6 protein-coding genes and 5 tRNA genes are annotated in these 7,644 nt (G+C 45.3%); all 11 read left to right on the forward strand.

Annotated elements, in window-relative coordinates; genetic code table 11:
* The first annotated feature begins 60 nt into the window (after positions 1–60).
* The 11 genes from pncC to ACF8CV_RS17875 all read left to right on the forward strand — a co-directional run bounded on the left by pncC (position 61) and on the right by ACF8CV_RS17875 (position 7,642).
* On the forward strand, positions 61–543 hold the full coding sequence (gene pncC / locus ACF8CV_RS17825; RefSeq protein ID WP_053301518.1) for a nicotinamide-nucleotide amidase: 483 nt from the start codon (positions 61–63) through the stop codon (positions 541–543).
* Positions 544–743: 200 nt separating this feature from the next.
* On the forward strand, positions 744–1,787 hold the full coding sequence (gene recA / locus ACF8CV_RS17830; RefSeq protein ID WP_005478550.1) for a recombinase RecA: 1,044 nt from the start codon (positions 744–746) through the stop codon (positions 1,785–1,787).
* A gap of 123 nt (positions 1,788–1,910) precedes the next feature.
* Positions 1,911–2,378 carry a recombination regulator RecX gene (gene recX, locus ACF8CV_RS17835; protein WP_005455548.1) on the forward strand — a complete coding sequence of 156 codons (468 nt, stop codon included), beginning with the start codon at positions 1,911–1,913 and terminating at the stop codon, positions 2,376–2,378.
* Between the two features lie 142 nt (positions 2,379–2,520).
* On the forward strand, positions 2,521–5,103 hold the full coding sequence (gene alaS, locus ACF8CV_RS17840; RefSeq protein WP_138938643.1) for an alanine--tRNA ligase: 2,583 nt from the start codon (positions 2,521–2,523) through the stop codon (positions 5,101–5,103).
* 202 nt (positions 5,104–5,305) lie between these two features.
* On the forward strand, positions 5,306–6,493 hold the full coding sequence (locus ACF8CV_RS17845; RefSeq protein WP_005478552.1) for an aspartate kinase: 1,188 nt from the start codon (positions 5,306–5,308) through the stop codon (positions 6,491–6,493).
* Positions 6,494–6,585: 92 nt separating this feature from the next.
* A complete protein-coding gene (gene csrA, locus ACF8CV_RS17850) occupies positions 6,586–6,783 on the forward strand; it encodes a carbon storage regulator CsrA (RefSeq protein ID WP_004415691.1) in 198 nt (65 codons plus the stop codon).
* 243 nt (positions 6,784–7,026) lie between these two features.
* Positions 7,027–7,118: transfer RNA gene (locus ACF8CV_RS17855), tRNA-Ser, on the forward strand.
* A gap of 31 nt (positions 7,119–7,149) precedes the next feature.
* Positions 7,150–7,226 (forward strand) — tRNA-Arg (locus ACF8CV_RS17860).
* A 29-nt stretch (positions 7,227–7,255) separates the two neighbouring features.
* Positions 7,256–7,347, forward strand: a tRNA-Ser gene (locus ACF8CV_RS17865).
* An 85-nt stretch (positions 7,348–7,432) separates the two neighbouring features.
* Positions 7,433–7,509, forward strand: a tRNA-Arg gene (locus tag ACF8CV_RS17870).
* Between the two features lie 56 nt (positions 7,510–7,565).
* Positions 7,566–7,642 (forward strand) — tRNA-Arg (locus tag ACF8CV_RS17875).
* Positions 7,643–7,644 lie beyond the last annotated feature (2 nt).

Below are 7,644 nucleotides of genomic sequence, written 5' to 3' on the forward strand. Positions count from 1 at the left end.
GTAGCGGCTTAGGATACGTGAATCCCTATCAAGTAAAAAGAGACAAAGGGCATTTTGGCTATGGAAAAAACAACAAAATTAAGTGCTGATTTAGGTGTGTTACTTGCGCGACATGGGCATGTGATGACCACAGCAGAGTCCTGTACTGGCGGTGGCGTTGCAGCCGCAATTACTGATATTGCAGGTAGCTCCGGTTGGCTTGACCGCGCTTTTGTTACGTACAGTAATGAGGCCAAAATGGAGATGCTTGGAGTGCAGTTTCAAACACTCGAAGCGTATGGCGCAGTGAGTGAGCCGGTTGTAATCGAAATGGTGCAGGGGGCATTAAAACATTCCAATGCAACAATTGGGGTGTCTATCAGTGGCATCGCTGGTCCTAGTGGTGGCAGTGAGGAAAAGCCGGTTGGAACGGTGTGTTTTGCCTTTGCAGATAATCAGGGGTGGCAGTTAGTAGAAACCATGCATTTTTCTGGAAATCGAGCAGAAGTTCGCGAACAAGCGGTGATTCATGCATTGAGTCAATTGCACCAACACTTAATCTAGATTTTTTGGATCTGCGTAAGCCCAGAGAAAACAAGGGCTAGAGAAAACTGCACGATATTGTGAGCCAAATTTTTTTCATACAGGTATGGACACTGTATGAATCAACAGTATAATGACTTTCATTGCTGAGCAGAACTTCTGCTTAAGAAAAATGAATTACTATTCGTCGCCCAAAGAAGATGAATAAATCGGAGAAAGTAATGGACGAGAACAAACAGAAAGCGCTCGCCGCTGCGCTAGGTCAAATTGAAAAGCAATTCGGTAAAGGCTCTATCATGCGCCTTGGTGATAACCGCGCAATGGATGTAGAAACCATTTCAACGGGTTCGCTTTCTCTTGACATCGCTTTGGGTGCTGGTGGTCTACCAATGGGTCGTATTGTTGAGATTTATGGTCCAGAATCTTCAGGTAAAACAACACTAACTCTTGAACTTATTGCTGCTGCGCAACGTGAAGGCAAAACTTGTGCGTTTATCGATGCAGAGCACGCTCTAGATCCTGTATATGCAAAGAAACTTGGCGTTGATATCGATGCACTATTGGTTTCTCAACCAGACACTGGTGAGCAAGCTCTAGAGATTTGTGATGCATTAGCTCGCTCTGGCGCAATCGACGTAATGGTTGTTGACTCTGTTGCTGCTCTAACACCTAAAGCTGAGATCGAAGGCGAAATGGGCGACAGCCACATGGGTCTCCAAGCTCGTATGCTTTCTCAAGCAATGCGTAAGCTTACAGGTAACCTGAAACAGTCTAACTGTATGTGTATCTTCATCAACCAAATCCGTATGAAGATTGGTGTGATGTTCGGTAACCCTGAAACGACTACTGGCGGTAACGCGCTTAAGTTTTACGCTTCTGTTCGTTTAGATATCCGTCGTACTGGCGCAATCAAAGAAGGCGATGAAGTTGTAGGTAACGAAACGCGTATCAAAGTGGTTAAGAACAAGATTGCAGCACCATTTAAAGAAGCAAACACGCAAATCATGTATGGCCAAGGCTTTAACCGTGAAGGTGAGTTGATTGACTTAGGCGTGAAGCACAAGCTAGTAGAAAAAGCGGGTGCTTGGTACAGCTACAATGGCGATAAGATTGGTCAAGGTAAAGCAAACGCTTGTAACTACCTGCGTGAGCATCCAGAAATCGCGAAAACAATCGATACCAAACTGCGTGAAATGCTACTTTCTCCAGCTCAACCAGAAGCACCTGCTGCCGGTGAGAAGCCTGAGCAAGAAGAAGAGTTTTAATCTTCTGATAGACTAAAAATAAAGCCCTGCGTTGCAGGGCTTTGTTGTATTTGTCGAAATCAAAATCGAAGAAATTTAAGGCAAACGAAAAGCCTGTACAGCCAAATTACCTTTAGGATCACTATGTACCAAAAGCGACAAGCACCGACGCTATCTAGCAAAGAAGCCGCGATTCAGTTACTTAGTCGTCGAGATCATGGCTTATATGAGCTCCATCAAAAGCTTGCGATGAAAGGCTATGAAGAGGCTGATATTGAAGCTGCGATTAACTTTTGTTTAGAACACAATTATTTGGATGACTTGCGTTACGCCAAAAGCCAAGTGCGTCAACACGTTTACAAAGGTCATGGTGAGCGTCGTATTCGCCAAGAGCTTAACCAGAAGCGCGTTGCAGAATCTGTCATTGAACAAGCAATGGCAGAAGAGCCCCAAGATTGGTTTGAATTGGCAAAGTTGGCAGCAGAGAAGAAATTTAAAGGAATAAAGGCCAAAGACCAGAAAGAGTACGCTAAACAGGTTCGTTTCTTACAATATCGCGGCTACAGTTTTGACCAAATTAGCTATGCGTTAAGCTTTGAAGACGAAGATTAGGCGTGAATTATTCACGCTGATTTTTGTTTTGCTTCAAATTTTTTCTTCTACCCCCTCTTTTCCGCAAGAAAACTAGTCTCAGCTGATTGCATGATCTACAATACGGCAAAATTCTAACTCGACTATTTTCAGGAAGAGCTGCATGTACATGAGCACTGACGAGGTTCGTAACGCGTTCCTCAAGTTCTTTGAAAGCAAAGGACACCAAATCGTAGAAAGTTCATCGTTAGTTCCACATAACGACCCAACCCTGCTGTTCACAAACGCAGGTATGAACCAATTTAAGGATTGTTTCTTAGGCTTGGAAAAACGAGCCTATACTCGAGCGACTACGGCTCAACGTTGTGTACGTGCTGGCGGTAAACACAACGACCTGGAAAACGTGGGCTTTACAGCTCGTCACCATACTTTCTTTGAAATGCTAGGTAACTTCAGCTTTGGCGATTACTTCAAAGAAGACGCGATTTCATTCGCTTGGGAATTTCTAACAGACGTTCTTAAGCTGCCTGCAGACCGTCTATTGGTGACCGTTTACGAAACTGATGACGAAGCATTCGATATCTGGAACAAGAAAGTAGGTGTTCCTGCAGATCGCATCATCCGCATTGGCGACAAGAAAGGTGGCAAACCATACGAGTCAGACAACTTCTGGCAAATGGGTGATACTGGTCCTTGTGGTCCATGTACTGAAATCTTCTACGATCACGGTGAGCACATCTGGGGTGGCCGTCCTGGCACACCTGAAGAAGATGGTGACCGTTTCATCGAGATCTGGAACAACGTATTTATGCAGTTCAACCGTCATGCTGATGGCACGATGGAACCGCTACCAAAACCGTCGGTAGATACGGGTATGGGTATCGAGCGTATCTCTGCAATCATGCAAGGCGTTCACTCAAACTACGAAATCGACGTATTCCAAGCTCTTATCAAAGCAGCCGCAGAAGTGATCGGTTACGAAGACCTATCAAACCAATCGCTACGCGTTATCGCTGACCACATCCGTTCATGTTCATTCCTGATTGTTGATGGTGTTATGCCTTCAAACGAAGGTCGTGGCTATGTTCTACGTCGTATCATTCGTCGTGCTGTTCGTCACGGTAACAAGCTCGGTGCGCAAGGTGCATTCTTCCACAAATTGGTTGGTGTACTAGCTGACATCATGGGCACTGCAGGTGAAGAACTGAAACGTCAGCAAGCTGTCGTAGAAAAAGTACTGCGTATCGAAGAAGAAAACTTCGGTCGTACGCTTGAACGCGGTATGGCGATTCTAAACGAAGCGCTAGATAACTTAGATGGTAAAGTGCTCGACGGTGAAACCGTATTCAAACTTTACGATACTTACGGCTTCCCAGCTGACTTGACTAACGACGTTGCGCGTGAACGTGAGTTCGCGATTGACGAAGAAGGTTTCGAGAAAGCAATGGAAGAGCAGCGTCAGCGTGCGCGTGAAGCGGGTCAGTTCGGTACAGACTACAACGCAGCAATTAAAGTTGATACACAAACTGAATTCTGTGGCTACGTTGGAACAAAAGGCTCTAGCTCAGTGGCGGCAATGTTCGTTGAAGGCAACGAAGTGGATTCTCTATCTGCTGGCGACAAAGCGATCATTGTGCTTGGTGAAACCCCATTCTACGCTGAGTCAGGCGGTCAATGTGGTGATGCGGGTGAAATCCGCACTGAAGCTGGTGTATTCCGAGTAGAAGATACTCAAAAGCTAGGCAACGCAATCACACACCACGGTGTTATGGCGGAAGGCGTTCTAGCGAAAGGCGATGAAGTCGCTACTATCGTTGACGCAGAACGTCGCGCAGCTATCTCTCTAAACCACTCAGCAACGCACTTGCTACACGCCGCACTTCGTCAAGTTCTTGGTGAGCACGTGACGCAAAAAGGCTCTTTGGTTAAAGCAGAAAACCTACGTTTTGACTTCTCTCATCTAGAAGCGGTAACGGCGGCAGAGCTAAAAGAAGTTGAACGTCTAGTGAACGCGCAAATTCGTCGCAACCACGTTATTGAAACCAACGTGATGGACATTGAGTCTGCGAAGAAGAAAGGCGCAATGGCACTATTTGGCGAGAAGTACGATGATGAAGTACGCGTACTGTCTATGGGCGATTTCTCTACAGAGCTTTGTGGTGGTATCCACGCTTCTAACACTGGCGATATCGGCTTATTCAAGATCACCTCTGAGAGCGGCATCGCGGCGGGCATCCGTCGTATTGAAGCAGTAACAGGTGAAGCAGCTCTAGATGCGATCGAAGCTCAAGCAGCAAAATACGAAGAGAAACTAGCAGAATCTGCACAAAAAGCGAAAACGCTAGAAAAAGAACTTCAGAAGCTTAAAGACAAGATGGCTGCTGCTGAAAGCGCAAACATCATGGGTAAAGCAGTGGAAGTAAACGGCACGAAAGTGCTGGTTGCTGCACTAGAAGGCGCAGATAGCAAAAACCTACGTACAATGGTTGACGACATCAAGAACCAAATGGGCTCAGGTGTTGTGCTTCTAGCAAACGTAACTGATGACAAAGTTGGCTTGATTGCTGGTGTGACGAAAGATCTGGTAGGCAAAGTTAAGGCGGGCGACCTTGTTAAAATGGTTGCAGAGCAGGTTGGTGGTAAGGGCGGTGGTCGCCCTGACATGGCGCAAGCTGGTGGTACTGATGTGTCAGCATTACCAGAAGCGATCAAAACTGTTCAGCCTTGGCTAGAAGAGCGCTTATAAGCATTACATAACGAATTTACGCTCAATCAAGTTTCTTTGATTGGGCGTAATTTTTTTACGGTAACCAAGTGGTTTAATTGACCGAAAAATAACCAGGTCATTTAAGCTGCTTGGTTTTTGTTGTAACTACCGCTTATATAATTTCAACTAGTGGAATATAAGTGGTCCGAATGAGACTTTGGTCTTGGGAAGGTGAAGACTGGTGAAAAAGCCCCTTATCGTGCAAAAGTTTGGTGGAACCTCCGTGGGTTCAATTGAAAGAATCCACCAGGTCGCTGAACACATCATTAAGGCGAAAAATGATGGTAATCAAGTTGTCGTAGTTGTGTCTGCAATGTCAGGCGAAACAAACCGACTAATGGACCTAGCGAAACAAGTAGATAGTGTTCCTACGGCTCGAGAACTTGATGTTTTGCTCTCTGCTGGTGAGCAAGTGTCAATGGCGCTATTGGCGATGACACTCAATAAATTGGGCTATGTAGCTCGCTCACTTACCGGAGCACAAGCGAACATTGTGACGGATAATCAACACAATGACGCGACGATTAAACATATTGATACCTCAACGATTACGGATTTACTTGAACAAGATCAAATCGTCATTGTCGCAGGTTTTCAAGGTGTGAATGAAAATGGGGATATCACCACATTAGGTCGAGGCGGCTCTGATACGAGCGCCGTGACGCTTGCAGGCGCATTGCGCGCTGACGAGTGTCAAATCTTTACCGACGTTGATGGTATTTATACTTGTGACCCACGTGTAGTGAAAAATGCTCAGAAAATGGCGGTCATTGACTTTCCTTCAATGGAAGCAATGGCAAGTCGAGGAGCAAAAGTTCTACATTTACCTTCTGTGCAGTTCGCATGGAAGAATAATGTACCGCTACGCGTGCTTTCGACCTTTGAAGTTAATGAAGGCAGTTTGGTTAAGGGGGAATCAGGCCATCAAGCCGTCTCTGGTATAGCCATTCAACGTGACCTTGCCATTATTGAAGTCGATAAAGAACATTTATCTAGTGCTACAAAACAATGTCAGATGTTAGGCATAGACATTTGGAATGTGATCGAGGAAACAGAACGAACAGGTATCATGATAAAACAAGAAGCATGTGCCAAGTTCGATCTGGTGTTCAGCGATAAAATCCGTAATAGTGAAGCAGTAAGCCTGTTAACCGCTGTAGGGCTTGAAGCCAATGGAATGGTGGAACATGCATGCGGTTTGTTGGCTCAGCAAGATATTGCGATCAATTTCTGCGCAACGAATGCACTCACTATGATGCTGGTATTGCCACCTGAGAGTGTGGATACAGCAGCAAACATTCTTCATGATGCTTACATTACGTCTAGTGAAGCATTGAACATTCAGCAAAAACATGCCTTTTTAGGCTGATTTTCCGTGACAAGGTAGTTTACGAAAATATAACTTTTGTTGGATAATAGCTTTGTAGCAAGAAAATTTAGAGATTACTCAAGGAGCAAAGAATGCTAATTTTGACTCGCCGCGTAGGCGAAACACTAATGATTGGTGATGAAGTGACTGTAACTGTACTAGGCGTTAAAGGTAACCAAGTACGTATCGGTGTTAACGCTCCGAAAGAGGTTTCAGTTCACCGTGAAGAAATCTACATGCGCATTCAGGCTGAAAAAGGCAATGGCAACGTTGCTTCAGGTAACTACTAAGTCGCTCCTGTTTACAGAGCTTAGTTTGAATGAAAAAGGCTAGCCGATCGGCTAGCCTTTTTAGTTTCTGATAAATGTCATTTTTTAAGAGAAGATTCTCTTTTTTTCATCATAATAGAGTGATAAGGTTTGTTTTATAGTCACTTTGATTAAATCCGCATCGGTTAAGCGTTTTTTGCGTTTTTTTTCAAAGAAAGTGTTTGACATATTTTCGGTAAAACGTAATATGTGCCTCCGCAAGACGGTGAGGTGGCCGAGAGGCTGAAGGCGCTCCCCTGCTAAGGGAGTATACGGTTTATCCCGTATCGAGGGTTCGAATCCCTCCTTCACCGCCATTCTTGCAACGTTGATTTATCAACAAAAAGTGCGTCCTTAGCTCAGCTGGATAGAGTACCTGGCTACGAACCAGGCGGTCGGAGGTTCGAATCCTCCAGGACGCGCCATATCTCTTTTGAGATATAACAATGAAAACGGTGAGGTGGCCGAGAGGCTGAAGGCGCTCCCCTGCTAAGGGAGTATACGGTTTATCCCGTATCGAGGGTTCGAATCCCTCCTTCACCGCCATTCATTGACTGGCCCGATGGCCTTTTTTTTGTTTCGCAAGAAATGAATGTGATTTACTTCACAACTTCCTAGCAAGAAGATCTGCGCGTCCTTAGCTCAGCTGGATAGAGTACCTGGCTACGAACCAGGCGGTCGGAGGTTCGAATCCTCCAGGACGCGCCACTATTTAATAATTCGTTTGATAAACGGGTTATACAAAGTAAAATAAAGATTATTGCGCGTCCTTAGCTCAGCTGGATAGAGTACCTGGCTACGAACCAGGCGGTCGGAGGTTCGAATCCTCCAGGACGCGCCACT

Origin of the sequence: Vibrio sp. zbq_1 (assembly GCF_043102935.1) — a bacterium.
Classification (GTDB): domain Bacteria; phylum Pseudomonadota; class Gammaproteobacteria; order Enterobacterales; family Vibrionaceae; genus Vibrio; species Vibrio parahaemolyticus.

Coding starts and splice junctions, on each gene's coding strand:
- pncC (WP_053301518.1), top strand. CDS start 61: ATGGAAAAAACAACAAAATTAAGTGCTGATTTAGGTGTGTTACTTGCG.
- recA (WP_005478550.1), top strand. CDS start 744: ATGGACGAGAACAAACAGAAAGCGCTCGCCGCTGCGCTAGGTCAAATT.
- alaS (WP_138938643.1), top strand. CDS start 2,521: ATGTACATGAGCACTGACGAGGTTCGTAACGCGTTCCTCAAGTTCTTT.
- csrA (WP_004415691.1), top strand. CDS start 6,586: ATGCTAATTTTGACTCGCCGCGTAGGCGAAACACTAATGATTGGTGAT.
- recX (WP_005455548.1), top strand. CDS start 1,911: ATGTACCAAAAGCGACAAGCACCGACGCTATCTAGCAAAGAAGCCGCG.